Raw genomic sequence first — 26,758 nt, 5'->3', positions numbered from 1 at the left:
TCACCTCAGCCTGCTGGACGCGAGGATCGACACCAGGTGCAGCACCGTCTGCAGCAGCGCGATGCCGGCGAGCACGGCGACGCCGAGGCGGCTGAAGAACAGGTCGCCGCGGACCGTGTCGGCGACGGCGAGGACCAGGATGAGCAGGCTGGCCTCGATGCCGAGGACGAGCCGGTGGAACTTGACCGCGGCGGCGGCGCGGCGGGCCAGCGCGAGGCCGGAGGAGCGCGGCTCGGACGCCGCCTCCTTCACCGGCGGCAGCCCGCCCTGGTGCCGGGCGACGGCGACCAGGTCGGTCTCCGCCTTGATCAGTACGGCTCCGAGCGCGGCGAACGTGCCGAGGAACGCCCACAGCCAGTCGATGCGCCCGCTGCCCCACAGGTCGGCGGCGCGCAGGCCGAAGCCGACCAGCACGGCCGCGTCGCACAGGTAGGCGCCGACGCGGTCGAGGTAGACGCCGCCGAGGGAGAACTGCTTCTTCCAGCGGGCGACCTCGCCGTCGACGCAGTCGAGCAGCAGGTACAGCTGGACCATGAGCACGCCGAGCAGGGCCCCGGGGATGCCCGGCACGAGCAGCGCGGGGGCGGCGAGCGCGCCGGCGACGGTCATCACGTACGTCAGCTGGTTCGGCGTGACCTTCGTCGTGACCAGGTGCCGGGTCACGCGCAGCGAGACCTCGCGCATGTAGAGGCGGCCACCCCAGTGCTCGCCGCTGCGCCGGTCCTTCACACCCGGCGGGTGGACGACGGGGCGGAGCTCAGCTACCGATGGTTTTTGCATAGTCGGCGTACGCGTCCCTGATCTGGTCGGTGGACAGGTCGAGGTGTTCCAGGATCGTGAACCGTCCCGGACGGGTCTGCGGCGCGTACTCCACGGCCGCGACGAACTCGTCGGCGGTGAAGCCGATGTCCGCGGGCAGCACCGGCAGCGCGTGGCGGCGCAGGACCTCCGCGAACAGGCCGGCCTCCTCGTGGGCGCCGCGCAGGTGCATGGCGAAGACCGCGCCGAGGCCGACCTGCTCGCCGTGCAGGGCGGCGCGGCGCGGGTACAGCAGGTCGAACGCGTGGCTGATCTCGTGGCAGGCGCCGGACGAGGGCCGGGTGTCGCCGCTGATCGACATGGCGATGCCGCCCAGGACCAGGGCCTCGGCGAGGACGACGAGGAACTCGTCGTCGCCGACGCCGCCGGGGTGGCGCAGCACGGACTCGCCGGCGGTGCGGGCCATGGCGGCGGCCAGGCCGTCGACGGGTTCGCCGTTGACGCGGTGGGAGAGCTGCCAGTCCGCGATGGCGGAGAGGTTGGAGACCGCCTCGCCGATGCCGGAGGCCACGTACCGGACGGGCGCCCGGCGGATCACGTCCAGGTCGATGACCATCGCGATCGGCGAGGGGACCCCGTAGGAGCCGCGGCCGTTGTCGTTGTCGAGGGTGGCGACCGGCGAGCAGATGCCGTCGTGGGAGAGGTTCGTCGCGACGGCGACCATGGGCAGGCCGACGCGCGCCGCGGCGTACTTCGTCACGTCGATGATCTTGCCGCCGCCGACGCCGACGACCGCGTCGTACCGCTTGCCGCGGATGGCGTCGGCGAGGCGGACGGCGGAGTCGATCGTGCCGTCGTCGACCGTGTACCAGTGCGCGTCGGGCAGCAGCGGCGCCAGCTTCTCGCGCAGGGCGCGGCCGGAGCCGTCGCTGATGGCCATGGCGAGCTTGCCGGACGCGGAGATCCGCTGGTCGGCGAGGAGGCCGGCCAGCTTGTCCATCGCGCCGTCGCTGATGTCGACGACGACCGGCGAGGGGATGAGCCGGGTCAGTACAGGCACGCGATCTCACGGCCCTTCGCGAGGTCGTCGTGGTTGTCGATCTCCACCCAGCGGACGTCTCCGATGGGGGCCACGTCGATCCGGAAGCCGCGGTGGACGAGCTCCTGGTAGCCGTCCTCGTAGTACAGGTCGGGGTCGCGCTCGAAGGTGGCCTTCAGGGCGTCGGCGAGGTCGTCGGCGGCCTCGGGCTCGATGAGGGTGACGCCGATGTACTCGCCGGTGGCGGAGGCCGGGTCCATGAGCTTGGTGATGCGGCGGACGCCGAGGCCATCCTCGGTGATGACCTTCATCTCCTCGTCGGCGAGGGACTTCACCGTGTCGAGGGCGAGGATGATCCGCTTGTCGCCGCCGCGCGCCGCGAGGAGGGTGTGCTCGACGGAGACCGGGTGGACGGTGTCGCCGTTGGCGAGGATGACGCCCTCGCGCAGCACGTCGCGGGCGCACCACAGGGAGTAGGCGTTGTTCCACTCCTCGGCCTTGTCGTTGTCGACGAGGGTGAGCTTCAGCCCGTACTTCGCCTCCAGGGCGGCCTTCCGCTCGTAGACGGCCTCCTTGCGGTAGCCGACGACGATCGCGGCCTCGGTGAGGCCCACCTCGGCGAAGTTGCCGAGGGTGAGGTCGAGGACGGTGGTGTCCCCGTCGACCGGCACGAGGGCCTTCGGAAGCGTGTCGGTGTAGGGGCGCAGACGCCGTCCGGCACCGGCTGCCAGTACGAGGCCGATCATGCGGGTTCTCCTTCGTCGTGTACGGCGGGTGCTCCGGAGGACACCCAGAAGCGGATGGACTCCGCGAGCCCCACCAGCGCCACGGCGCCGGCGAGGGCGGCGAGCGCCAGGGTGAAGCCGTCGCCGCCGCCCGTCGCGAGGAGTGCGGCGAGGACGGCCACCAGCAGCGTGCGCCCCTCCTGGCCGCCGAGCGTCCGCACCAGCCAGGCGGGCGGGGCGCCGGTGCCGCCGCGGATGCGGTACACCGTGTCGTAGTGATGGTAGGCGACGGCCGCGACCAGCCCGAACGCCGCCGGAAGGGCTCCGGGGGCGTCCGCGCGGGCGGCCAGCACGAGGACGGTGACGTACTCCGCGGCGCGCAGCACGGGCGGTACCAGCCAGTCCAGGGCGCCCTTGAGGGGGCGGGCCACGGCGGCGCCGGAGGTCACCGCGTACAGGACGGCGGCCAGGACGACGAGGGGCCCGTCGAGGGGCGCGGCACAGGCGGCGGCGAGCAGCGCGGCGGCGCCCGCGGCGGCGTACGGGGTGCGGCCGCCGAGCGGGCGGGCGACGCCCCGCAGCGCCTTGGCGGCGGCCTCGGCCAGCGCCCCGCTGTCGGCGAGGTCCGCGAGGGCGCGGGCGGCGCGGGCGGTGCGGCGGGCCTTGCGGGTCAGGGAGCGCAGGACGCGGCCGGCGGTGGTGTAGCAGGCGGCGAAGGCGCAGCCGGCGAGGAGCGCGTAGAAGACGACGCGCGGGGTGGCGACGGCGGTGAGCACCGCGATCATCGCCCAGCGCTCGCCGATGGGCAGCACGATCATGCGGCGCAGCCAGACCGTCCAGCCGACGCTGTCGAGCCGGTCGGAGAGGGCCGCGGTGGGGCTGGTGTTGCCGGTGGCGTCGTGGTTGGCCTCGTTGAAGGAGAAGTCGACGACGTGCCGGCAGGTCTGGAGGACCATCGCGCCGAGCGCGAGCGCCCACACGTCGTCGCCGCCGCGTGCCGCGCCGAGGGCGAGGCCGGCGTAGTAGGCGTACTCCTTGGCGCGGTCGAAGGTGGCGTCGAGCCACGCGCCGAGCGTCGAGTACTGCAGGGAGTAGCGGGCGAGCTGCCCGTCGGTGCAGTCCAGGACGAAGGAGAACAGCAGCAGCAGCCCGGCCGCGACGAAGCCGCCGCGGGTGCCGGTCGCCGCGCAGCCGGCCGCGACGAGCGCGGTGAGCAGCGAGGCGGTGGTGACCTGGTTGGGGGTGAGGCCCCGGCGGGCGCACCAGCGGGCGAGGTAGCGCGAGTACGGGCTGATGAAGAAGGTGGTGAAGAACCCGTCGCGGGACTTCACGGCGGAGCGGAGGCGCACGGCCTCGTCGTCCACGGCGGCGACGGCGTCGCGGGTCTCCTTGCGGGACTGCGGGTCGACGGGGACGGCGGCGACGAGGGAGCCCAGCTCCGGCCGGTGGACGGCGACGCCGTCGGCCTCCAGGGCCGCGGCGAGCGCGTCGGGCAGCGGGCCGTCCGCCGCCGGCCCGCCGGGCAGGGCCCCGAGGGCGCGGGTCAGGGACGGGCGGGCCTCGGGCTGGGCCGTCAGGGCGCCCGGGGCCGCGCCCGCGGGGAAGCGCGGGTCGGTCAGGGCGAGCCGCAGCGCGTGCTGGTGGCCGACGAAGCGCGGATCGACGACGGCGACGCGCTCACCCGCCGGTACGTCGGCGAGCAGCGCGGCGGTCTCGTGCGGGTCCGCGGCGGTGCGGACCTCGAAGCCCAGCGACCGCAGATCGCCCTCGAGCGGCGATCCGGGTACCGGAGGACCGGTGAGGATGGCGGTCGACAGACGAACTCACTCCTTGGAGCTGACAGAGCTGCTGGGTGCGCGGCGGCTCGGCCCGGTCGCGGGCGGCGGCACGTCGGCAGAGGCTATCGGATGGACGGAAGGCGCAGTTCACCGAGGTTTGGCGTGGACGGCGGCGCCCGGCCCGGGGGCGCGCTCATCATCCTCGATCACCGGCTCGGGCCACAAACCCCAGGTCGGGGCCGCCGCCGGCCGGGCGGACCGGGCGGTTCCGATCGGGGCGGGGCACGCTGCCGCCCGGAAGGGTGAAAGCGCAGGTCAGAGGCAATGACAACGGTGTTCAGCCTCAGCTTGCTCATACCCCCCACCCGTAGTTGACTGACCGCGCGGAACGCAGTCACGGAACTGATCGGGAGGCGTCTCATGGGGGCTGGGCACAACCACGGGCACACGCATGGAGGGCCGCCGCCGGGCACGGCGGGCGCCGCGCACCGCTGGCGGCTGCGGGTGGCGCTCGCCATCACGCTCTCCGTGATGGTCGTGGAGATCGTCGGCGGTGTGCTGGCCGACTCGCTCGCCCTGGTCGCCGACGCGACCCACATGGCGACCGACGCCGTGGGCCTGGCGATGGCGCTGTTCGCGATCCGGATGGCCAACCGCCCGGCCACCGCCAGGCGCACCTACGGCTACGCCCGCGCGGAGATCCTCGCGGCGCTGGCGAACTGCCTGCTGCTGCTGGGGGCGGGCGGCTATGTGCTGTTCGAGGCGGTGCAGCGGTTCGTGACGCCCGCGGAGACGAAGGGCGGCCTCGCGATCGTCTTCGCCCTGGTGGGCCTGGTCGCCAACATGGTGTCGCTGTCCCTGCTGGTGCGGGGGCAGAAGGACAGCCTCAATGTGCGGGGCGCCTATCTGGAGGTGCTGGCGGACGCGCTGGGGTCGGTGACGGTGCTGGTGGCCGCCGGGGTGATCCTCGCCACGGGCTGGCAGGCGGCGGACCCGATCGCGTCGCTGGTGATCGCCGTGATGATCGTGCCGCGCACGGTGAAGCTGCTGCGGGAGACGCTGGACGTGCTGCTGGAGTCGGCGCCGAAGGGCGTGGACATGACCGAGGTGCGCAGGCATCTGCTGGAGCTGCCCGGCGTGGAGGACGTCCACGACCTGCACGCGTGGACCATCACGTCGGGGATGCCGGTGCTGTCGGCGCACGTGGTGGTGGAGCCGAGCGTGCTGGACGGGGCGGGCCACGAGAAGATGCTGCACGACCTCCAGGAGTGCCTGGTGGGCCACTTCGACGTGGAGCACTGCACCTTCCAGTTGGAGCCGAGCGGGCACGCGGCGCACGAAGCGGGGCTGTGCCACTGATCAGCCGGCTGTTAGGCTTCCCCGTGGGAGACACCCGCACCGGTCCGGGAGAGGAGCTGAGGTTGATGACCGCGCAGGTCCGCGCCGCCCTCGGCGGCGAGACGCCCCGTTCTCACTCCCGTTCCCGGGTGTCCGGCTGACACGACGGCCGGGGACCCGCTCATCCAAGGGGTTTCCACGTTGTCGCACGACGACTTCTCCCGTTCCACCACTTCTCCCTCCCCGCTGCCGCGCTGGCGGACCCGTCCCGAGACGGCCGCCGACCGCGCCGCCGTGTACGCGGTGAACGCCGCGGCCTTCGAGACCTCCGCCGAGGCCGAGCTCGTCGACGCGCTCCGCGCCGACGCCGACGCCTGGCTGCCGGGCCTGTCGTACGTCGCGCAGGCGCCGGACGGCTCCGTCGCGGCGTACGCGCTGATCACCCGCTGCCGGGTCGGCGACGCCCCGGCGGCGGCCCTCGCCCCGGTGGCGGTCGCCCCGGAGCACCAGCGGCGCGGCGCCGGGCAGGCCGTCGTCCGGGCGGTCCTGGAGGCCGCGCGGCTGGCGGGTGAGCGGCTGGTGCTGGTCCTCGGCCATCCGGAGTACTACCCGCGCTTCGGTTTCGTACCGGCGTCGCGGTACGGCATCCGGCCGCCCTTCGACGTGCCGGACGAGGCGATGATGGCGCTGCGGCTGGACGGCGGCGAGGTGCCGGCGGGGACGATCACCTATCCGCCCGCGTTCGGCGTCTGACCACCGCCAGGGGGGCGGTCTTCGTCCGGGCGGACGCGTCGGCGGTGTCCCGGCGAGCGGTCCGCGTACGGCAGACTGAGGATTGCCCCCACAGGGCCGAGAACCGATGCGAAGGATGGTTATGCCGACCACACCCGCCACCGCGGCGACCAGCGCGCCGAGCGGAGCCGCACCGTCGATCATGCTGGAGCTGGTCGACGAGAACGGCACCACCATCGGCACCGCCGAGAAGCTGTCGGCGCATCAGGCGCCCGGTCGGCTGCACCGCGCCTTCTCGGTCTTCCTCTTCGACGAGGAGGGGCGGCTGCTGCTCCAGCGGCGGGCGCTCGGCAAGTACCACTCCCCCGGTGTCTGGTCCAACACCTGCTGCGGGCACCCGTATCCGGGTGAGGCGCCGTTCACCGCGGCGGCGCGGCGGGTGTCGGAGGAGCTGGGCGTGTCGCCCTCGCTGATGGCCGAGGCGGGCACGGTCCGCTACAACCACCCGGACCCGGTGTCGGGCCTGGTGGAGCAGGAGTACAACCACCTGTTCGTCGGCATGGTCCAGGCCCCGCTGCGGCCGGACCCGGAGGAGGTCGGGGAGACCGCCTTCGTGACGGCCCGGGAGCTGGCGGAGCGGCACGCGTCGGTGCCGTTCTCCGCGTGGTTCATGACCGTCCTGGACGCGGCCCGGCCGGCCATCAAGGAGCTGACGGGGGCGGCGGGCGGCTGGTGACCCCCGGCCGCCCCGCGCGGTCCCGACGGCGCGCCCCCGGTCGTACGCGGCCGGGGGCGTCCGCGTGCCGGGGGCGGGGTCCGCGGTGCGGGCATCCGTACGGTCACCAGGGCAGGGGCGGCCGCAGGGCCGCGCCGGGTCGCACAGGCGCGGGCCCGGCCGCAGGACGGCGCCCCGTCACAGGGGCAGGGCGGCCCAGATGATCTTGCCGCCGCCGGCGGTGTGCTGCACGTCGCACACTCCCCCGGCCTCGCGGGTGATCTCGCGGACCAGGAGCAGGCCGCGGCCGCCCGTCCGGGCGTCGTCGGCCTCCAGCGCCTTCGGCCGGTACGGGTGGTTGTCCTCGACGGCGACCCGCACCCAGCCCGCCTCGACCGCGACCTCCACCGCGAGCTGCGGGGAGAGCAGGGCCGCGTGCCGGACGGCGTTGGTCACCAGCTCGGAGACGATCAGCAGCAGGCCCTGGACCACGTCCGGTGACGCCGGGACCGCCTGACGTCGCAGCAGATCCCGCACGGCGTGCCGGGCCTGCGGCACGGAGGCGTCCACCGCGGGTGCGGTGAAGCGCCAGACCCCTTCGTACGACGGCGGCCGGGCCGGGACGCTTCCGCGGCTCTCCATGGTCCGGCTCCCGCCCTCGTGCTCGATTGTCGCCACGGATCCGAGTGTTGGCCTCGTGAAGCCCACCCTGGGAAGCTGACCGGAAGTGACCGCTTATCGCGAGAGTTCGACAGATTTACGCAGCGGTTCTTACGGATTCGACCGACCTTGAATGGCTTCTGTGTGGTGCCGGCTCCCGCCCGCGCCACTCCCGGTACGGCCGCCACAGCGGCCCCTCGCCGGCCGTACGGCGGCGCCGCCCGGATAGCATCCGGCGCATGGAGCCCCAGCTGCAGCACCGCGTCACGGACGGGGTCGCGACCGTCGTCATCAGCAACCCGGCCAAGCGCAACGCCATGACGGCCGCCATGTGGCGGGCCCTGCCGGAGCTGCTGGAGCAGCTGGCAGCCGACCGGGACGTGCGGGCGCTGGTCCTCACCGGCGAGGGGGACACCTTCTGCGCCGGCGCCGACATCTCGACGCTGCGGGAGCCGGACGACCGGCAGCCGTCGCTGGCGGTGCGCGCCGAGGAGGCCCTGGCCGCCTTCCCCCGGCCCACGATCGCCGCGGTGCGCGGCTACTGCGTGGGCGGCGGGTGCCAGCTCGCCGCCGCCTGCGACCTGCGGTTCGCGGAGGAGGGAGCGCGGTTCGGCGTGACGCCGGCGAAGCTGGGCATCGTCTACCCCTCCTCGTCCACCCGGCGGCTGGTCTCGCTGGTCGGGCCGGCCACCGCCAAGTACCTGCTGTTCTCCGCCGAACTGATCGACGACCGGCGGGCGCTGCGCACCGGGCTCGTGGACGAGCTGCTGCCGGCCGGCGAACTGGACGGCAGGGTCGCGGAGTTCGTCCGCGTCCTGCTGTCGCGGTCGCCGCTGACGCAGGCCGCCGCCAAGGAGTTCGCCTCCGGGGTGACCGACCGGGACGCGCACTGGGCGGAGGAGGCGCGCAAGAGCGGCGACCAGGCGGAGGGCGTGGCCGCCTTCCTGGAGCGGCGGACGCCGGACTTCACCTACCGGGGCTGAGCGGACCCGGCACCGGACCGGCATGGCCCCCCTCACACCGGATCGATGCGGGCCCCTTCGCACCGGACCGGGGCGGATCCCTTCGCGCCGGACCGGGGCAGCCTCTGCGCTCCGGACCGGGCGGCCCCCTTCGCTCCGTACCGACCAGTCGGTAACGTGTCGGCCATGACGATGCCTCTTCCGCCGCGCGCGGTGCGCCGCTGCCACCACCCGGTCAACCTCTTCCACTCGACCGTCTACTTCTCCCCCGAGTTCGCCGAGGAGCTGGCCGGCGTCGGGATCGCCGACCGGCACGCCGCCTACTTCGCGGGCCGCGCCGCGGCGATGGGCGCGGTCGGCGCGGGCACGGTGGCCGCCGCCTTCTACAACTTCAACCACGCCCTCATAGCCCGGCACCTGCCCGCCGTCTGGGAGACCGCCTCCCCGGCGGACGTGCTGGCGGCGCGGCTGCGCGCGGCCGACCGGACCGTACGGCGGCTGCTCGGCGACGCGGTGGACTCGGCCGGCATGGCGGAGGCCGCCGAGCTCGCCCTGCGCGCGGCCGAGGGGTGCACCCGGCACGCCCGGCCCCTGTACGCGGCGCACGCCGACCTGCCCGTGCCGGACGCCCCGCACCTGGCCTACTGGCACGCGGCGACGCTGCTGCGCGAGCACCGGGGGGACGCGCACCTGGCGGCCCTGCTGAGCGCCGGGCTCGACCCGCTGGAGGCCGTCGTCAGCCACGCCGCGACCGGCATCGGCATCTCGCCGCGGTGGGTGCTCGCGTCGCGCGGCTGGGAGCGGTCCGACTGGGACGCCGCCGTCGAGCGGCTGCGCGCCCGCGGGCTGATGGACGCGGAGGGCGCGCTCACCGAGGCGGGCGCCGCGCTGCGCGAGGAGGTGGAGGTCCACACCGACCGGATGGACACGGCGCCGTACGCCCACCTCGGCGCGGCCGGCGTCGAACGGCTCACCGAACTGGCCAAGGGCTTCCTCCGGCAGGCGGCCGCCGCGGGCGCGTTCCCGCGCGGCCTCACCGACGGGGACTGACCCCCGCCCGCCCGCGCGCCGCGCCCGCCCGGCGTGCGGGCGCGGCCCGGCGTGCCGGGAATGCGACACATCCGGGCCCGGCCAGGCAGAATGCGACGGCAACCTGGAAGCACGGGAAGGCGGGTCGGGACACACCGTGACGACGTCCATCGAAGGCAGGATCGCCGAGGAGCTCGGCGTACGGGAGCGGCAGGTCAGGGCGGCCGTGGAGCTGCTGGACGGCGGCTCGACCGTGCCGTTCATCGCGCGCTACCGCAAGGAAGCGACCGGGATGCTCGACGACGCCCAGCTGCGCACCCTGGAGGAGCGGCTGCGGTACCTGCGGGAGCTGGAGGACCGGCGCGCCGCGATCCTCGACTCCGTACGCGAGCAGGGCAAGCTGACCGAGGAGCTGGAGGCGCGCATCCGGGAGGCCGACACCAAGGCCCGCCTGGAGGACATCTACCTGCCGTTCAAGCCGAAGCGGCGCACGAAGGCGCAGATCGCCCGCGAGGCGGGGCTCGAACCGCTCGCGGACGGGCTGCTCGCCGAGCCTGGCGTGGAGCCGGCGGCGGCCGCCGCCGCGTTCGTCGACGCGGACAAGGGCGTCGCGGACCCGGCGGCCGCGCTGGAGGGCGCGCGGGCGATCCTCACCGAGCGTTTCTCGGAGGACGCCGACCTGATCGGCGAGTTGCGCGAGCGGATGTGGACGCGCGGCCGGTTGGTGGCGAAGGTCCGCGAGGGCAAGGAGGAGGCGGGGGCCAAGTTCGCCGACTACTTCGACTTCGCGGAGCCGTTCACCGAGCTGCCCTCGCACCGCGTGCTGGCGATGCTGCGCGGTGAGAAGGAGGACGTGCTGGAGCTGGTCCTGGAGCCGGAGGAGCCGGTCGACGGGCCGTCCACGTACGAAGGCATGATCGCCCGCCGGTTCGGGATCGCCGACCGGGGCCGCCCCGCCGACAAGTGGCTGGCGGACACGGTCCGGTGGGCGTGGCGCACCCGCGTCCTGGTGCACCTGGGCATCGACCTGAGGCTGCGGCTGCGGACGGCCGCCGAGGACGAGGCCGTACGGGTGTTCGCGGCGAACCTGCGGGACCTGCTGCTGGCCGCGCCCGCCGGGACCCGCGCCACGCTGGGCCTGGACCCCGGCTACCGCACGGGCGTCAAGGTCGCCGTGGTCGACGCGACGGGCAAGGTCGTCGCGACGGACACGGTCTACCCGCACGTGCCGCAGAACAAGTGGGACGCGTCCCTGGCGACGCTGGCGCGCCTCGCGAAGGAGCACTCCGTCGAGCTGGTCGCCATCGGCAACGGCACGGCGTCGCGTGAGACGGACAAGCTCGCCGCGGACCTGATCGCCCGCCACCCGGAGCTGAACCTGACCAAGGTGATGGTGTCCGAGGCGGGCGCTTCCGTGTACTCGGCGTCGGCGTTCGCCTCGCAGGAGCTGCCGGACCTGGACGTGTCGCTGCGCGGCGCCGTGTCGATCGCGCGGCGGCTGCAGGACCCGCTGGCCGAGCTGGTGAAGATCGACCCGAAGTCCATCGGCGTGGGTCAGTACCAGCACGACCTGTCCGAGGTGAAGCTGTCCCGGTCGCTGGACGCGGTCGTCGAGGACTGTGTGAACGGCGTCGGTGTGGACGTCAACACCGCCTCCGCGCCGCTGCTGTCGCGCGTTTCGGGCATCGGGTCGGGGCTGGCCGAGAACATCGTGGCGTACCGGGACGCGAACGGCCCGTTCCGGTCGCGGCGGGCGCTGAAGGACGTGCCGCGCCTCGGCCCCAAGGCGTACGAGCAGTGCGCGGGCTTCCTGCGGATCCGGGGCGGCGACGACCCGCTGGACGCCTCGGCGGTGCACCCGGAGGCGTACCCGGTGGTGCGGCGGATGGTGAAGACGACGGGCGGCGAGGTCGCCGCGCTGATCGGCAACACGGCGGTGTTGCGGTCGCTGCGGCCGGACGACTTCGTGGACGAGAAGTTCGGCCTGCCGACCGTGACGGACATCCTGCGGGAGCTGGAGAAGCCGGGCCGCGACCCGCGTCCGGCGTTCCGCACGGCCACGTTCAAGGAGGGCGTCGAGAAGATCGGCGACCTGGCGGCCGGGATGGTGCTGGAGGGCGTGGTCACCAACGTGGCGGCGTTCGGCGCCTTCGTGGACGTCGGCGTCCACCAGGACGGGCTGGTGCACGTGTCGGCCATGTCGCGGAACTTCGTCAAGGACCCGCGCGAGGTGGTGAAGCCGGGCGACGTGGTGAAGGTGAAGGTCCTCGACGTGGACGTGCCGCGCAAGCGGATCTCGCTGACGCTGCGCCTGGACGACGAGGCGGCGGCGTCCGGCCGCGCCTCCGGCGGGCAGCAGCGGCGTGAGCGGGGCGCCCGTCCCCCGCAGCAGCGCCAGGGCGGGGGCGCGGCGGCCGGGGCCTCCGGTGGCGCCCGGGGCGGCCAGGACCGGCGCGGTGGGCGCGGCGGCGAGCGGGGCGGCGACCGGCAGGCCGCGGCGCCCGCGAACAGCGCGATGGCGGACGCCCTGCGGAAGGCCGGACTCCTGGGCGGCCCGGACCGCTCCGGCGGGGGCCGGGGACGCCGCTGAGGCGGGGCCGGATCGGTGTGACGCCGCCGGGGCGGGACGGGGGTCTCCCCGCCCGCCCCGGTGGCGTCCGGGCGGGACCCGTTCGGTGCGCACCGGCTCGCCGGCGTCCCGCCCCGGTGCCGACGTGCGGGCGGTGGCGGGCCGTGTGAGTCTGGCCGGGTCGCCGGACGGTCCGGCGGCGGAGACCGGGTCGCCGGACGGTCCGGCGGCGGAGACGGAGCGGCCATGAACCAGATCGGCGACAAGCCCGAAGAGGTCCGCAGGCACCACGAGGAGGAGCGGCGCGCCGCACGCGGCGGGAAGCCCGGCGAGCGGGACGACGCGGCCGCGCAGGACGGGAAGGACCGGGCGCGCGGCGCGGCGCCCGACGACGAGGCGTACAGCACGTTCGACGCGTACGAGGAGCCGGAGGACCGCCCGTAGCTCCCGGCCGGCCGGGCGGTTCCCCGCCCCGGCCGGGCGCCGGCTCAGGCGGGTCGGCCGCGTGGGCGCGGCGGCCGGGCCGACGGCGGTCGCGGGCGCCGGCTCAGGCGGGTCGGCCGCGTGGGCGCGGCGGCCGGGCCGACGGCGGTCGCGGGCGCCGGCTCAGGCGGGTCGGCCGCGGTCAGATCTCGGTGACCTTGCCGGCCGCGACCTCCACGCGGCGGGTCACCCGGACGGCGTCGAGCATGCGGCGGTCGTGGGTGACCAGCAGGAGCGTGCCCGTGTACGCGTCGAGGGCGGACTCCAGCTGCTCGATCGCCGGGAGGTCCAGGTGGTTGGTCGGCTCGTCGAGGACCAGCAGGTTCACGCCCCGGCCCTGGAGCAGGGCGAGGGCGGCGCGGGTCCGCTCGCCCGGTGAGAGCGTCGTCGCGGGGCGCAGGACGTGCGCGGCCTTGAGGCCGAACTTGGCGAGGAGGGTGCGCACCTCCGCCGGTTCGGTGTCGGGTACGGCCGCGCAGAACGCGTCCAGCAGCGTCTCCTCGCCATGGAACAGCCGGCGCGCCTGGTCGACCTCGCCGACGACGACCCCGGAGCCGAGCGCCGCGTGCCCGGCGTCCAGCGGGAGGCGGCCGAGGAGCGCCGCGAGGAGGGTGGACTTGCCGGCCCCGTTGGCGCCGGTGATGGCGATCCGGTCGGCCCAGTCGACCTGCAGGGTCACCGGGCCGAAGGCGAAGCCGCCGCGCCGGACCTCCGCGTCGCGCAGGGTCGCCACGACGGCGCCCGAGCGGGGCGCGGCGGCGATCTCCATGCGCAGCTCCCACTCCTTGCGGGGCTCCTCCACCGCGTCGAGCCGCTCGATCATCCGCTGCGTCTGGCGGGCCTTGGCGGCCTGCTTCTCGCTGGCCTCGCTGCGGAACTTGCGGCCGAGCTTGTCGTTGTCCCCGGCCTTGCGGCGGGCGTTCTTGACGCCCTTGTCCATCCAGGAGCGCTGCATCTGGGCGCGGCCCTCCAGGGCGGCCTTCTTGTCGGCGTACTCCTCGTAGTCCTCGCGGGCGTGGCGGCGCGCCGTCTCCCGTTCCTCCAGGTACGCCTCGTATCCGCCGCCGTAGAGGGTCGTCCGCTGCTGGGCGAGGTCCAGTTCGAGGACCTTGGTGGCGGTGCGGGCGAGGAACTCGCGGTCGTGGCTGATGACGACCGTCCCGGCGCGCAGGCCCCGCACGAAGGCCTCCAGCCGTTCCAGACCGTCCAGGTCGAGGTCGTTGGTCGGCTCGTCCAGGAGGAACACGTCGTAGCGGGACAGCAGCAGCGAGGCGAGCCCCGCGCGGGCGGCCTGGCCGCCGGAGAGCGCGGTCATCGGCTGGTCGAGGCCCACGGTGAGGCCGAGCGCGGCGGCGGTCTCCCCGGCCCGGTCGTCCAGGTCGGCGCCGCCGAGGGCGAGCCAGCGGTCCAGGGCGGTCGCGTACGCGTCGTCGGCGCCGGGCGTCCCGTCGACGAGGCCCTGCGTCGCCGCGTCCATCGCCGCCTGCGCCGCGGCGACGCCCGTGCGGCGGGCGAGGAAGTCCCGTACGGTCTCCCCCGCCCTGCGCTCGGGCTCCTGCGGCAGGTGGCCGACGGTCGCGGTGCGCGGCGACAGGTGCACCTCGCCGTCCTCGGGGGTGTCGAGCCCGGCGAGGAGGCGAAGGAGGGTGGACTTGCCGGCGCCGTTGACGCCGACGAGGCCGATGACGTCGCCGGGCGCGACGACGAGGTCGAGCCCGGAGAAGAGGGTGCGCTCGGCGTGTCCGGCGGCGAGGTTCTTGGCGACGAGGGTGGCAGTCATCAGGACGCCGATCCTAGGCCAGGGGGCGGCTGCCCCGGTCGTGCGGGCGCCGCCCCCGGGGCGGGGCGGTCAGCAGCGGGGTACGGGGACGCCGTCCGTGAGGTGGTGCGCGGCGCGGGCGTCCAGCAGGAGCGGGACCAGGGCGCGCAGGGGCTGGCGGAGCGGGACGAAGGCGCCGGCGCCCTCCGGTACGGCCCGCACTCCGTGGAGGGCGAGCTCGTCGGACCACTCGGCGTACCGGGCGGGGTCCAGGCGGTAGCCGCAGGGCGGGTCCTGGAGGATCTCGGCGGGTTCGGCCGGGTCGTTGTCGGCGCCGCCCAGCAGGACCGGGCCCCGGTCGGCGTACCCGGCGGTGCGGGCGGCGGCGGTGGCCGCGGCGATGCGGTCGCGGCGCTCGGTGACGTACGCGAACGCGCCGTCGAGGGCGGCGAGGTGGCTGTCGACGCGGCGCCGGTGGTCGCGGGCCGGGTCGCCGCTGTCGGAGAGGGCGTTCTCGCGGGTCTCCACCAGCAGGCCGACCGCGTGTTTGACGCCGGTCGTGTTGCGCAGGATGCGCTCCTGGCCGTCCCCGGCGACCTGGCGGACCGGCTCTCCGGTGACGGGGTCGGTCCAGATGCCGTAGAGGCCGCTCGTGAAGCCCGCGCGCTCGGCGGCGGGCCGGACGTACGCCTCGGAGAGGGTGCGCGCCTCGCCGTGGACGCCGGGGCCCGTGTTGAGGTTGCGCGGCCACAGGGCGAGGAGGTCCTTCACGTAGTACGGCGGGGTGGCGCTGTACTCGTGGAGGTCGAGGACGACGTGCGGCCGGTGGTCGCGCAGGACGCGGGCGACGGCGCGCGCCTCGGCCGTGCTCAGGGCGATGTGGTCGCGGTTGACGTCGACGCCGTCGGCGTTGTGGCGGGTGTGGGCGGCGCGGCCGTCCGGGTTGGCGGTGGGGACGGCGAGGACGGCGGTGCGGGCCAGGAACCGGAGGGTGTCCGGGTCGCGGGTGTAGGCGAGGTCTCTGAGGGTGGTCAGGCATGCCTCGCGGCCTGCGGGCTCGTCGCCGTGCTGGCCGCACACGAGGAGGACGGTGGTGGTGGCCGCCGAGGGGGCCGCGCCGACGCGGACCAGGTGGAGGGGGCGGCCCTGGCGGGTGGTGCCGAGGGTGGTGAGGGTCGTCCTGGCGCTGCCCCGGTCGACGGCGGTGAGGAAGCGCAGCTCCTCGTCCTGGCCGGTCCAGTGGGCGCCGCCGCTCGTCTCGAAGCCGGTGCGGGGCGGCTGGGAGGCGCCGGCCGGGGCGGGGGTGGCGGTGGCCTGGGTGGGGCCCGCCGACAGGGCGAGGGCGGCGGCGCACGCGGTGAGGGCGGTCAGGGCGCGCGGGCGGAGGTTCATCGGGCGGCTCCCGGGATCGGCGGCTCGGTGCGCGGCGGGCGCGGGGCGTCCGGGCCGGAGCGGAGGGGCGGGGCGGTGGCGGTGGCGCTCGCGCGCGGTCCGGTCGGCGGGGTGGCGGTCGGCGGGGTGGCGGTGGGCGGGGTGGCGGTGGGCGGGGTCGGGCCGGGCGCGGTCGAGGGCCGGGCCGTGCCGGGGACGGTCGGCGGGGTGGCGGACGGGGGCGGGGTGTCCGCGCGGGGGCGGGGGACGGTGGCGAGGGCGTACGCGAGGGGGCCGCCGACGACCGGGACGCGGGCGTGGGTGCGGGCCAGGTCGAGGGTGAGCGTCGGGGTGGAGTCCGGCGCCTCGACGAGGTCCTCGTCGGTGCCCGCGACGATCAGGGCGAGCCGGTGCCCGGCCGGGACGACGTGGTCGGCGGCGTGCAGGCGGAGGGTGAGGGTGTGCGGCTGCCCCGGGTCGAGGGGACGCCCCTTGCGCGGGTCGGCCCAGGTCCCGAGGTCGGCCCAGCCGCGGCTGACGACGGTGAAGTCCGTGTCCGTCGTCCGGGCCCGGGTCTCCCGGTAGCAGGCGCTGTCGGCCGGGGTGCTCGCGCCCCAGCAGGTGCGGGCGTCGAGGGTGGTGATGCCTTCGCCGGGCGCCGCGTAGTCGCGGATGGTGGCGGGACCGAGGTCGACGAGGACGGCCGTGAGATGGGCGCTCGTGGTGGTCGGCGTGGCGGTGACGGTCACCGTGGCGGAGCCGGCGAGCCGCAGGTCGCGGGTGAGGGGGCGGGTGGTGAACCCGGCCTTGGCGGGGGTCGGGGTGTCGATGTGCGCGGCCCAGTCGAGTTCGCCGAGCGCGGGGTCGTCGGTGAACGTGGCGGTCGCGCCGGCCGGGGCGGGCAGCAGGCCGAGCGTGCCGACGCCGGGGGCCGGGCCGGGGGCGGGGCGCAGGGTGGTGGTCTCGGTGCCGGCCGGGGGCCAGACGCGGTCGGTGGTCCACTGGTCGGGGGCGCGTTCGATGTCGGCCATGGGCTCCCGTTCGACGCCGTTGTCGTATCCGAGGAGATGGTGGTCGAACCAGCGGTGCAGCGTGCGGACCCACGCGGCGCGGCGGAAGTCGAACGGATCGACGTGCCCCGTCCGGGAGAGCCAGATCTTCCGTTCGACGCCGTGCGCGGCGAGCGCGTCGAACCAGCGGCCGAGGTGGCCGGTGCGGACGTTGAGGTCCTGCAGCCCGTGGACGGCGAAGACGCTGGCGCGTACCCGGGAGGCGTCGGGGACGTGGTCGCGCGCGTCCCACAGCGGCGTCAGGTCGCCGGAGCGCGGGGCGCCTTCGGCGAGGGCCCGCTGCACGGCCTGGCATCGGGTGCGCGCCTCGGGGCTGTTGACGTAGTGGGACAGCCAGTCGGGGCCCGATCCGTAGAGGGGGGCGCCCTGGCTGAAGTAGTAGTCGTACCAGGAGGAGATGGCGCCGATGGGGACGATGGTCCTCAGGCCCTCGACGCCGGTCGCGGCGACGCCGTTGGCGACGGTGCCGTCCCAGCTCTTGCCGATCATGCCGGTGGCGCCGGTCGTCCAGCGCGTCGCGTGGGCGCGGGTGGTGCCCGTGCGGGTCGTGTAGGCGGGGGCGCGGCCGTTCAGCCAGTCGACGACGGCCTTGGCGGAGAGGACGTCGGAGCGGCCGCCGACGTCGACGCAGCCGTCGGAGCGATTGGTTCCGGCCAGGTCCACGGCGACGAAGGCGTAGCCGCGCGGCACGAAGTAGTTGTCGTAGTAGAGCGGGATTCCGGCGGGGGCTCCGTGCGCGTCGTACGTCTTGCGCTGGCTCTCGTTGCCGCGTCCGCAGCAGGAGTAGTACGGGCTGGCCTCCATGATGACGGGGACCTTGCGCCCGCGCCGCTCGGCCTCGCGGGGGCGGACGATGTCGGCGGCCACCCGGTCGGTCCGGCCGTCGCCGTCGCCGTCGAGGCCGGTGTCGACCCAGACGGACTCGCGGATCGCGTTCTCGTAGGCGTAGACGGGCCGGGAGACGTCGGGGCGGGGCGCCGCGTGGGCGGCCGGGGCCGTGCGGGGGGCGGGGGTCGGGGCGGCGTGGGCGGTGCCCGCCGGGACGAGGAGGGACATCAGGGCGGCCGCGGCCGCCGTCACCAGGGTCCTGCTCGCGAGGGGGGCCGTCGCCCCTCCCCGGGGTGAGCCGGGAGCGTGCGAGAGCGTTCTCCGCGTGCGTATCGGCATGGCCGGGACGGTACTGCCGTCAACGGCCCTGAAAAAGAGGGCGATTGCGGGGCAAGGGAGTCAGACGGGGTGAGCCGGGCCTCGCGGGTCCATGTCGGCCGGATGGCATTCGTGTGACGGCACAAGCCATGGACATGACTGCGCGGCCGCGCGCTGAATAGCGTTCGGACGAACCGCTTTTCCGACGAGTTGGAGAGTGATACGTGCACCGCAGACTGATCGTCCCCGGCGCGATCGCGGCCGCCCTGATGCTGGCGATCCCGGCCTCGGCCGCGGACTTCGCGCCGGGGGCGCCGGGCATCGGCGATCCCTACTACCCGGCCAGCGGCAACGGCGGATACGACGTCACCCACTACGACCTGCGGCTGAAGTACCAGCCGTCGACCGATCTGCTGGAGGGCACGGCGACGATCCTCGCCACCCCGACGCAGAACCTGTCCCGCTTCAACCTGGACCTCGGCCTGAAGGCGCTGGAGGTGCGGGTGAACGGCCGGAAGGCGTCGTTCAAGGCGTCCGGCGCCCAGGAACTGGAGATCACACCGGCGGTACCGCTGCCGAAGGACCGTCCGGTTTCGGTCGTCGTGCGGTACGCGGGCAAGCCGTCCGAGGTGAAGATCGACGGCTGGACGGCGTGGCACCGCACCCCGGACGGCGGTGTGGCCGCGCAGCAGCCCGAGTCGGCCGTCTGGTGGTTCCCGTCCAACGACCACCCGCTCGACAAGGCGACCTTCGACGTGTCGGTGGCCGTCCCGGACGGCACGCAGGCCATCAGCAACGGCGTGCTGCAGTCGCAGACCTCGCGGCTCGGCTGGACGCGCTACAACTGGCGGTCCGACAAGCCGCAGGCGACGTACCTGGCGACGCTGGCCGTCGGCAGGTACGACGTCACGACGGACACCACCGCGAACGGGCTGCCCGTCGTCAACGCGTACAGCAAGGACCTCGGGGCGAACGCGGGTGCGGCGCGGGCCAGCATCGAGCGGACCGCCGAGGTCGCCGAGTGGCTGGAGGAGGTCTTCGGGCCGTATCCGTTCAACGCCCTCGGCGGTTACGTGCCGAATGTGCGCAGCGGGTACGCGCTGGAGACGCAGACCCGGCCGTTCTACAGCCCGCGCCAGTTCGCGAACGGCTCCAACGTGTCGGTCGTCGTCCATGAGCTGGCCCACCAGTGGTACGGCGACAGCGTGTCCGTGAAGAACTGGAAGGACATCTGGATCAACGAGGGCTTCGCCCGGTACAGCCAGTGGCTGTGGTCCGAGCGCGAGGGCGAGGGCACCGCGCAGGAGCTGGCGGACTGGGTGTACGCCACGCGCCCGGCGGAGGACCCCTTCTGGACGGTCAAGCCGGGCGACCCGGGCGCGGAGAACCAGTTCCACGCGGCCGTCTACGACCGGGGCGCGATGGCGCTCCAGGCGCTGCGCAACGAGCTGGGCGACGAGGACTTCTTCCGCATCCTGAAGGGCTGGCCGACGGAGCGGGCGTACGGCAACGCCGAGGTGGCGGACTTCGTCTCGTACGCGGAGCGGCTGTCCGGCCGGGAGCTGGACGCGCTGTTCGACACCTGGCTGTACCAGCCGTCGAAGCCCGTGACGGGGCCGGCCCCGGCGGGTGCGCGGTACGGAGCCTCCGACGCGGCCCGGTCGGCGGCGCCGGCCCCGGCGGCCCCGCCGAAGTCCTGGGCCAAGATCGCCGCGACGAACACGATCCACGACCACGGCGACCACGGCGCTCACGACCACACCGGTCGCGGCGACCATGCCGGCCACGGGGAGCGCGCCGGCCGCACCGACGCCCACGACCGGCCGGCCGGCCGCCACTAGGCGGGCCCGTCAGCCCAGCACGCGCCGGGGAACGACGACGCCGGGGTGCCCTGGGCACCCCGGCGTGACGTCGGCGGCGAAGAAAGCGGAGGAACTGGTTTCTGGGAACGAAGAGAGAAGGAAGCCCCTCCATGGCCTCGCCGCGTCACACGCTAGCAGTCACGCCGGGATCAGCGCGCGCAGATTTTCCGGCGTGACGACCACCGAGTCCGGGTGCAGGCCCTCGGGACGCTCCAGGCCGATGTACGTGACCGGCCCGTCCGGCACGGCCGTGCCGTCCCACAGCGTGGTCGCGGCGGCCCGCTCGGCCAGCAGGCCGGTGAGGTGCCGGACCGTCAGGTGGTCGCGCTCCACGACGCCGCGCACCAGCGCGGCGACCGTCACGCGGTTGTCCTCCACCCGGTTGGCGGACGGGGTGCCCCGCAGATACACGTGCAGCCACTTGGCGCGCCACCGGCCGTCGTCCCCGCGCAGGAACACCAGCGGCAGCGCGACCCGGCCGGGGCCGCGCAGCTCCGACTTCATCCGGACCGTGCGCGCCTCGAAGGGGCGCCCCTGCTGCCCGGCCTCGCGCAGCATGAAGCCGAAGAAGGACTCCTCGGCCTCCTCGAAGCCCTCCCCGGAGAAGATGTTCACCAGCGGGACGACGAAGGTGCCGCGCACCGCCCCCAGGCGCAGGTCGATGAACTCCGACGCGCCGTCGGGGGCGTCCGTGACGTCGCCGGAGTGCGCGCCCTCGAACTGGGTGAGCGCGGTGTACGACAGCCAGCAGTCCGTCGTGTAGTCGGCGTCGAGCATCAGCGCCGACAGGTCGTAGTCGGTCCTTCGCGCGGTCTGCTTCCAGTGGACGAAGAAGCGCAGCAGCTCGCCGTCGACCGGGGAGAGGGAGCCCCGCGGCAGGACGCCGAAGCCGCCGGTCGCCGCCTTGCCGCTGAGCGGGAGCGCCACGTCCAGGATGTCGGGGTCGATCAGCAGGTGCCCCGGCTCCGGCAGCCGCCGGCGGGTCTCCTCGTCGAGCGCGGCCGCCAGGCGCCGGACGTCCTCCGGCGGCAGGGGCGCGCGGGTGTCGGCCGCGACGTGGGCGTGGCCGCGCCGGTTGACGAAGACCCGGCCGCGGTCGCTCTCCCCGGTGCGGTGGCGCAGATGGTCGCGGACCGACAGCAGGACCCGGCCGGAGACCTTCGGCAGGACCCGTTCCGCCGCGGCGACCACGGCCTCGCGGTCGTCCTCGCCGCGGCAGGCGCGCAGCAGGTGGTCCAGGGAGCGCAGCAGCTTGCCGGGGGCGGCCGTCAGGAGCCGGGCGGCACCGGCCGCGTCGCCCGCCGCGAGCAGCTCCTCGACGCGGCTCTCGAGGGTGCGGACCTGCTTGTCGCCCCGGGCGGCGGCGAAGACGTCCGCCGCGTGCGGCCACCGGGGGTACTCGTGCGGGTGCAGCCGCTCGCCGAGCCGCTTGAACGGCTCCCGGTACGGCAGGACGTCGGCGAGCTTGGCGGGTGCGGCCGCCACCACCGCGTCCAGCCCGGCGAGCAGGGCGCGGCGCTCGGACCGGCGCAGCGACCTGAAGCGCGTCGGCGCCGTCAGCGTCACGTCTCCGCCGGAGAGGGCGCACGCCAGGCGCAGCACGTCGGTGACGGTGTCGAGCAGGGGCTCCCGGCCCGCCGCGATCCGGGCCGCGTTGAGGACGGCGCGGTTCTCCCGGACCGGGATCTCCTCCGGCTGGGGGCCGTCGGCGCAGTACCGGGCGAGCGCGCGCAGATCGCGCAGGCCGTCGTCGCCCAGCGGCGTGGCGCTGCCGGCGAGGGCCAGGTACAGGGCGGTGACCTCGTCCTTCGCGGGGCCGCCCGCGTGCAGCACGGTCACCCGGTCACCCGCGGCGGCGATCAACTCCTCGTGGGCGCCGAGCATGTCGCCGTACGAGTGCTGCGGCGTGCCGTACGCCGGGAGGGTCAGCAGGTCGACCGCGCCGGCGTTCAGCTGGGCGAGCGTGCCCTCGCGCGTGGCGTCGTCGGCGAGGGCCTGGCGCACGCACCGGGCCCAGAACTCCGCCGTGTCGGGCACGCCCGCGGGGAAGTCGCGAAAGTAGGGGTTGTGCCGGACGTGGTCGCCGACCATGGCGCGGACGCAGTCGAGGGCGCGCCGGGCGATGGCGGCGACCGTCACACCGGACAGCCCCGACAGCCGCTCCAGCAGCTCCGTCGACAGCTTGAACCCCGCGGACATCAGCGCGATGTCGAACTGCCGGGCCGCCGCCTCGCCGCGTCCGGCGGGCCCGTCGGGCACGGGCAGGCGGCGGGTGTGCCGGAGGACCAGGGATTCGAGAGGGTGAACCATCCGCGCATCGTCGCAAAGGGACGCGCACCGAGGCACCGGGTTTTCGCACACGGGTCCGACGGGACCGACGCCTCCGGCGCGGGGCCGCACGTCTCGGACGCCGGGCCCGGACCCCGCACCGATCCCGTACCGGCCCCGCACCGACCCGGTGCGGGGCCGGGCCCGCGGGCCCGGGGGCCGTCGGGGCGGAGGCCGACGGCGGGGTGAGAGCGCTCTCACCAGTGTGGGAACCCGATATTCTGACCGGTGTACGCCCTGCCGCAGCCGCCCTGAGGAGCCCGCCTTGCCCGATCCGAGCCCGGGAACGCGTCCCACGCTCGAAGCCGTCGCGGCCCGTGCCGGGGTGTCCCGGGCGACGGTGTCGCGCGTCGTGAACGGCGGGGCGGGGGTGCGCCAGCCGCTCGTGGAGCGGGTGCGCCGGGCCGTCGAGGAGCTGGGGTACATCCCCAACCACGCCGCGCGGACCCTGGTCACCCGGCGCAACGGCGCCGTCGCGGTGATCATCGCGGAGCCGGAGTTCCGGATCTTCTCCGACCCGTTCTTCGAGCAGCAGGTGCGCGGCATCAGCCGGGAGCTGACGGCGCACGACTCGCAGCTCGTGCTGCTGTGGGTGGAGGGCGCCGGCGACTACGAGCGGATCGCCCGCTACCTCGGCGGCGGCCATGTCGACGGCGCGCTGGCGTTCTCGGTGCACGACGACGACGAGCTGCCGTCCATCGTGCGGCGGGTGAAGGTGCCGACGGTGTTCGGCGGGCGGCCCGGCTGGCCGGGCGCGACCGGCGAGCGGGCCGTGCCGTACGTGGACGCCGACAACCGGGGCGGCGCGCGGGAGGCCGTGCGGTATCTGCTGGGCCAGGGCCGGGAGCGGATCGCGCACATCGCGGGCCCGCGCGACCAGACGTCCGCGTCCGACCGGCTGGCCGGCTACCGGGACGTGCTCCTGGACGCCGACCCGGACCTGGTGGCGCAGGGCGACTTCACGGCGGAGAGCGGCGCCCGGGCCATGGCGGAGCTGCTGGAGCGGCGCCCGCGCCTGGACGCGGTGTTCGCGGGCAACGACCTCATGGCGTCGGGCGCCCTGCGGGTGCTGCGCGAGCGGGGCCTGCGGGTGCCGGAGGACGTGGCGCTGGTGGGCTTCGACGACATGGCGTCGGTGGCCGAGACGACGGACCCGCCGCTGACGACGGTCCGGCAGGACATCGAGGGCATGGGCCGGCTGATGGTGCGGCTGCTGATGCGCGCCCTCAACGGGGACGGCGACCCCGGAGCGGCGGGTGCCGCCCCGGGGTCGGTGATCACTCCGACGGAGCTGGTGCGCCGGGCCTCCGCCTGAGCCCGTCCGTACGGGCCTCCGCCCGAGCCCGTCCGTACGGGCCTCCGCCCGAGCCCCGTCCGTACGGGCCTCCGCCCGAGCCCCGTCCGTACGGGCCTCCGCCCGAGCGCCCGAGCCCCGTCCGTACGGGCCTCCGCCCGAGCGCCCGAGCCCCGTCCGTACGGGCCGGCGGCGCGTACGGACGGGGGCGTGGCGGCTGCTCCGGCGGGAGCCGGTCGCGGGGTCCGGTGTGTGCCGGACCGTGCGCGACGGCTCCGCGCAGCGGCCCTACGCGTACGGGATGACCAGGACCGAGCGGTCCGTGCCCGTCTGGAGGCGCGCCGTGCCGTTGCCGATGGCGTGCCACACCTCCAGGCGGACCGTGCCGCCCTTGAGGTCGCCGAGGGTTCCGGTGGCCGCCTTCAGGCCGCGTGACTGGTTGTACTCCTCCCAGCCCGCGACCGGGTCGGTCGCGAAGTAGTGATACGTCTCCGTGCGGTCGAAGGTGCCGTCGCCGGTCAGGTCGTAGCTGACCCGTGCTTGCTGGCCCAGGGCCACGTTGGTGCCCGCGTCGACCTGGAGGCGGAAGGCGGTGGCCGCGCCGGGCTGGAGCGTGCCGTTGACGCCGCGCGCCTCGTAGACGAGGGGCAGGTGCGGGGTGCCGTCGTAGTTGCCCCCGGAGGCCGAGGCGATGGTGTCGGCGCCGGCCGTGGCGCCGGTCGCCGTGGTGAGCGTGCCGCCGGTGCGCAGCTGGAAGGTGTTGCCGGTGGACGGGCCGGGCTGGCCGGGGTCCGAGCCGCCCGTTCCGGTGCCGGTGGCGGTGGAGCGGGCCGGGACGGTGAGCTTCGCGCCGTCGGAGAAGGTGACGGTGCGGCTGGTGGAGCCGTGGTTGTGCGCGGCGTACGTCCGTACCGTGCCCTTGGTGAAGACCGCCGACGTGGGCAGGTCGCCGGTGACGGACGGGTCGGGGGCGCCGAGCGTGTCCAGGGTGGTCAGCCAGTGGTAGGTGTGGGCCTTGGACTCGCCCTGCTCCGGGGTGTACGAGGCGTGCTGGGCGTCCCACTTGGACTTGGCGGCCGCCGGGTCGGCGAGCGACTGGAACTCCCACAGGATGTCGCGCCATTCGACGGCCTGGCCGCCGTTCTGCCGTTCCATCTCGGCGATGTTGCGGCGGATGGCGTCCTTGCGGGCCGCCAGGTGCAGCGAACCGCCGGTCACCGGCAGGACGTTGATGCCGTGGATCTCCTCCGGGTTGGCGGTCCACCAGGTGGCGTAGGCGCCGCCGCTCCCCCACACCATGCCGACCGTGTCATGGCCGAAGGCGGCGGGGAAGACCTGCTGGTCGGCGTCGAACCAGTACTGGCTGATCGCCTCGGACTCCGTGGTCAGGAGGTACACGCCGAGGTCGCGCAGGGCGGTGTCGCCGGTCGCCGAGCCCCACAGGACGAGGCCGGCGCTGAGGTTGGTCGACTCTGACGAGGACTCCTGGTTGTTGCCCGCGGCGAAGCCCTGGTGGCCGGAGGCCCAGCTGTGCCCGGCGTAGACGTCGAAGCCGCGCAGGAAGGGGAAGGCGGAGTCGGTGCGGCTGGGGTTGGCGGCGTCCCGGACGAGGGTCTTCACCATGCCGCCCCACGCCGAGTCGGCGGCCCAGGCCGGGTCGTACTGGGCGACGACGGCCGCCGCGTACACGTAGTACGAGTAGTGGAAGTGGTGGTCGTTCAGCTCGCTGTCGCTGCCGTACGAGGCGGGGTAGCCGATCAGCGTGCGCCAGGTGCGGTCGTAGCTGAACTCCGAGGCGCCGCCGGCCGTGAACCACTCCTGGAGGCGGCCCTTCAGCAGCCCGAGGAGCCGGTCGCGGACGGCCGTGTCACCGATCTGCTCGGCGACCGGGACGAGCTGGGCGAGCCGGCCGAGCGCCTTGCCGGTCCAGTAGGTGTCGGTGGCGCCGGAGAACGGGTCGGAGGCGTTCACCACCTCGTTCAGATAGCCGCGCAGCCGGGCCGCGTCGGTGCCGGACGCCTTGGGGAGCGCGGGCAGCACGGGGGCGGAGCGCTGGCTCGTGGTGAAGGTGCGGGACTCGCGGACCTTCATCGTGCCGCGGGGCGAGACGTAGGTGTACGAGGTGAGCGGGTCGGTGGTGTGCAGCCACTGGTGGCGGTAGAGGGCCTGGAGGGTGCCCGTCTCGGTGCCCTCCTGCGGCTGGGTGGTGAGCGTGTAGGTGGCCCGGACGGTGCCGCCGCTCGTGGACCAGGACGCCTGGGAGCCGGTGACGAAGCTGTAGGCGTACTTCTTGAACGTGGCGAGCGCGCCGGTGGAGGGCAGGACGGCGAGCGAGAAGTAGTCCTTGCCGGCCAGGCCCGCGGTGATGGTCGAGCCGGAGACCGTCCAGTCGGCGCCCGTGGGGGCGAACAGGGCGTAGTGGTGGCCGGCGACGGTGATGCCGAGGACGTTGCCCTGGTCGGCGAAGACGGTCGGCGCGGTGGCGGTGGTGACGCGGGCGTCGCCGCCGGTGCCCTTGGCGTACACGAAGGGCAGGCCGTGGCCGATGGTGGCGCGCAGGGTGCGGGCGCCGTCGGACCAGTAGGGGGTGACGGTCCAGTCGGACCAGGCGTCGGCCTTGGTGTCGGGCGCGTTGAGGCCGGTCAGGCCGAGGGTGAGGTCGCGCTTGTGGGCGAACTCGTACTGCCGTCCGTCCCCCACGATCGCGGGGGTGGTCGGGTAGCCGATGTCCAGGCCCGCGGCGGTGGCCTGATAGGTGAGCGGATGGCCGTACATGGGGGTGGAGTACGGGTTGTCGCCGTAGCGCTGGAAGGCGAGGGACGACCACCAGTCGTTGGTGGGGACCGGTCTGCCCTGGGCGGCCGGGGTGACCTTGGGCGTGACGGGGGTGCCGGTGTTGGTGATGGGTCCCGTGGTGCCGGGCGGGCGGGTGTCGGAGTAGCTGCCGGCGCCGACCGGGACGGTGGCGGCGGCCGCGGGGGTTGCGGCGGGGCCGGTGAGGCCGACGGCCGCGAGGGCCGCGGCCAGCACGACGACGCCTGAGCGGGGGGTTCTCATGGGGGATTCACCTCAGTGGTGAGGGTGGCGGTAGAGCGGTCCGAGAGCGCTCTCAAGTTCCTGGAACGTAAAACTCCTGAAA

The 26,758-nt window shown here is 74.8% G+C and carries 18 protein-coding genes and 1 pseudogene; 9 read left to right on the top strand and 10 right to left on the bottom strand.

All coding sequences use genetic code 11. The features are described from left to right. The 4 genes from ACSUPT_RS26045 to ACSUPT_RS26030 are packed head-to-tail and all read right to left on the bottom strand — an operon-like array spanning position 1 to position 4,340. Positions 1-780, bottom strand: coding sequence for a CDP-alcohol phosphatidyltransferase family protein (locus ACSUPT_RS26045; RefSeq protein WP_399217528.1), 780 nt, complete (start codon positions 778-780; stop codon positions 1-3). Continuing rightward, entirely contained in the window at positions 758-1,819 is a 1,062-nt protein-coding gene (locus ACSUPT_RS26040) for an iron-containing alcohol dehydrogenase family protein (RefSeq protein ID WP_351966625.1), read from the bottom strand. The genes ACSUPT_RS26045 and ACSUPT_RS26040 overlap by 23 nt, the downstream gene beginning before the upstream one ends. After that, entirely contained in the window at positions 1,807-2,544 is a 738-nt protein-coding gene (locus tag ACSUPT_RS26035) for a phosphocholine cytidylyltransferase family protein (RefSeq protein ID WP_361662397.1), read from the bottom strand. Before ACSUPT_RS26035 ends, ACSUPT_RS26040 begins: the two co-directional genes overlap by 13 nt. Then, the gene (locus tag ACSUPT_RS26030; protein ID WP_399217850.1) at positions 2,541-4,340 is read right to left on the bottom strand and encodes a DUF5941 domain-containing protein; all 1,800 of its coding nucleotides are present in this window, start codon (positions 4,338-4,340) and stop codon (positions 2,541-2,543) included. Before ACSUPT_RS26030 ends, ACSUPT_RS26035 begins: the two co-directional genes overlap by 4 nt. A 381-nt stretch (positions 4,341-4,721) precedes the next feature. Here ACSUPT_RS26030 and ACSUPT_RS26025 point away from each other — a divergent pair, with 381 nt between their 5' ends. The 3 genes and pseudogenes from ACSUPT_RS26025 (at position 4,722) to idi (ending at position 7,107) form a co-directional block, all read left to right on the top strand. Continuing rightward, the gene (locus ACSUPT_RS26025) at positions 4,722-5,660 is read left to right on the top strand and encodes a cation diffusion facilitator family transporter (protein WP_361662400.1); all 939 of its coding nucleotides are present in this window, start codon (positions 4,722-4,724) and stop codon (positions 5,658-5,660) included. 228 nt (positions 5,661-5,888) lie between these two features. Next, positions 5,889-6,392: pseudogene (locus tag ACSUPT_RS26020) on the top strand (GNAT family N-acetyltransferase); the annotation flags it as partial. Between the two features lie 121 nt (positions 6,393-6,513). Continuing rightward, positions 6,514-7,107 (top strand): isopentenyl-diphosphate Delta-isomerase, encoded by a 594-nt coding sequence (idi, locus tag ACSUPT_RS26015; RefSeq protein ID WP_351966621.1) that lies wholly within the window; start codon positions 6,514-6,516, stop codon positions 7,105-7,107. A 177-nt stretch (positions 7,108-7,284) separates the two neighbouring features. Here the strand turns inward: idi and ACSUPT_RS26010 are convergent, their stop codons facing one another. Then, positions 7,285-7,728, bottom strand: coding sequence for an ATP-binding protein (locus tag ACSUPT_RS26010; RefSeq protein ID WP_351966648.1), 444 nt, complete (start codon positions 7,726-7,728; stop codon positions 7,285-7,287). A gap of 257 nt (positions 7,729-7,985) precedes the next feature. Here ACSUPT_RS26010 and ACSUPT_RS26005 point away from each other — a divergent pair, with 257 nt between their 5' ends. The 4 genes from ACSUPT_RS26005 (at position 7,986) to ACSUPT_RS25990 (ending at position 12,750) form a co-directional block, all read left to right on the top strand. Further along, a complete protein-coding gene (locus ACSUPT_RS26005) occupies positions 7,986-8,729 on the top strand; it encodes an enoyl-CoA hydratase/isomerase family protein (protein WP_351966620.1) in 744 nt (247 codons plus the stop codon). Between the two features lie 165 nt (positions 8,730-8,894). Further along, positions 8,895-9,758, top strand: coding sequence for an SCO6745 family protein (locus ACSUPT_RS26000; protein ID WP_436945718.1), 864 nt, complete (start codon positions 8,895-8,897; stop codon positions 9,756-9,758). 136 nt (positions 9,759-9,894) lie between these two features. Continuing rightward, complete coding sequence (locus ACSUPT_RS25995) at positions 9,895-12,327, top strand: Tex family protein (RefSeq protein WP_436945717.1); 2,433 nt, start codon at positions 9,895-9,897, stop codon at positions 12,325-12,327. A gap of 225 nt (positions 12,328-12,552) precedes the next feature. Beyond that, complete coding sequence (locus ACSUPT_RS25990; protein ID WP_351966617.1) at positions 12,553-12,750, top strand: hypothetical protein; 198 nt, start codon at positions 12,553-12,555, stop codon at positions 12,748-12,750. A 181-nt stretch (positions 12,751-12,931) separates the two neighbouring features. On the opposite strand, the gene ACSUPT_RS25985 is transcribed toward ACSUPT_RS25990, so the two are convergent. The 3 genes from ACSUPT_RS25985 to ACSUPT_RS25975 form a co-directional block, all read right to left on the bottom strand. Continuing rightward, complete coding sequence (locus ACSUPT_RS25985; protein ID WP_436945715.1) at positions 12,932-14,569, bottom strand: ABC-F family ATP-binding cassette domain-containing protein; 1,638 nt, start codon at positions 14,567-14,569, stop codon at positions 12,932-12,934. 69 nt (positions 14,570-14,638) lie between these two features. Beyond that, entirely contained in the window at positions 14,639-15,940 is a 1,302-nt protein-coding gene (locus tag ACSUPT_RS25980) for a M14 family metallopeptidase (protein WP_436945714.1), read from the bottom strand. Continuing rightward, positions 15,937-18,156, bottom strand: a complete 2,220-nt coding sequence (locus ACSUPT_RS25975; RefSeq protein ID WP_436945712.1) for a Xaa-Pro dipeptidyl-peptidase — start codon at positions 18,154-18,156, stop codon at positions 15,937-15,939. Before ACSUPT_RS25975 ends, ACSUPT_RS25980 begins: the two co-directional genes overlap by 4 nt. Positions 18,157-18,359: 203 nt before the next feature. Between ACSUPT_RS25975 and ACSUPT_RS25970 the strand changes: the two genes are divergently transcribed. Next, positions 18,360-19,976 (top strand): M1 family metallopeptidase, encoded by a 1,617-nt coding sequence (locus ACSUPT_RS25970; RefSeq protein ID WP_436945711.1) that lies wholly within the window; start codon positions 18,360-18,362, stop codon positions 19,974-19,976. 159 nt (positions 19,977-20,135) lie between these two features. Here ACSUPT_RS25970 and ACSUPT_RS25965 read toward each other — a convergent pair whose 3' ends face one another. Then, the gene (locus ACSUPT_RS25965) at positions 20,136-22,307 is read right to left on the bottom strand and encodes a hypothetical protein (protein WP_399217535.1); all 2,172 of its coding nucleotides are present in this window, start codon (positions 22,305-22,307) and stop codon (positions 20,136-20,138) included. Positions 22,308-22,590: 283 nt separating this feature from the next. Here ACSUPT_RS25965 and ACSUPT_RS25960 point away from each other — a divergent pair, with 283 nt between their 5' ends. Continuing rightward, on the top strand, positions 22,591-23,640 hold the full coding sequence (locus tag ACSUPT_RS25960) for a LacI family DNA-binding transcriptional regulator (protein ID WP_351966611.1): 1,050 nt from the start codon (positions 22,591-22,593) through the stop codon (positions 23,638-23,640). A 267-nt stretch (positions 23,641-23,907) separates the two neighbouring features. Here ACSUPT_RS25960 and ACSUPT_RS25955 read toward each other — a convergent pair whose 3' ends face one another. Next, positions 23,908-26,676, bottom strand: coding sequence for a glycosyl hydrolase (locus tag ACSUPT_RS25955; protein ID WP_436945710.1), 2,769 nt, complete (start codon positions 26,674-26,676; stop codon positions 23,908-23,910). Between the last annotated feature and the right edge of the window lie 82 nt (positions 26,677-26,758).

Origin of the sequence: Streptomyces sp. SudanB25_2051 (assembly GCF_964272635.1) — a bacterium.
GTDB lineage: Bacteria > Actinomycetota > Actinomycetes > Streptomycetales > Streptomycetaceae > Streptomyces.
Note: the sequence above shows the minus strand (reverse complement) of the source record. Positions and strands in the feature narration are given on the sequence as shown.